The organism is Robertmurraya sp. DFI.2.37 (assembly GCF_029211245.1).
GTDB lineage: Bacteria > Bacillota > Bacilli > Bacillales > Cytobacillaceae > Robertmurraya > Robertmurraya methanolica_A.
This window is the reverse complement of the sequence record NZ_JARGEJ010000776.1, coordinates 1-292: the sequence shown is the minus strand read 5'-3', so window position 1 is coordinate 292 and position 292 is coordinate 1. Positions and strand designations below refer to the sequence as shown.

Sequence of the window (292 nt, the reverse complement as noted above, 5' to 3'; positions counted from 1 at the left end):
GAATAAGTATGTACGAGAAAGCTAACAAGCGATACGATGACGAGCATTAACGCATTTAATTGATTGACTTCAAAACCCGCTGTTAATTGAACATCCCCTATTGTAAGCCATGTCACTTCGGCTGTATAAGTCGGGTGGTTGAAGCGCTCAAACAACACCACCAAAGAGTAGACCAAAGATGCAAGTGTGAGCACCATTCCGATGTACGCACTATTTTCCTTTAATCTCCTCCCAAATAGAATAAGGAACAAAAATGATAAAAGCGGGAAAATCTGTATGATCCAAGCATTCT

At 40.4% G+C, this 292-nt stretch carries 1 pseudogene; it reads right to left on the bottom strand.

What is annotated here, in order from left to right:
• Positions 1-292: pseudogene (locus tag PZE06_RS28590) on the bottom strand (NADH-quinone oxidoreductase subunit L); the annotation flags it as partial.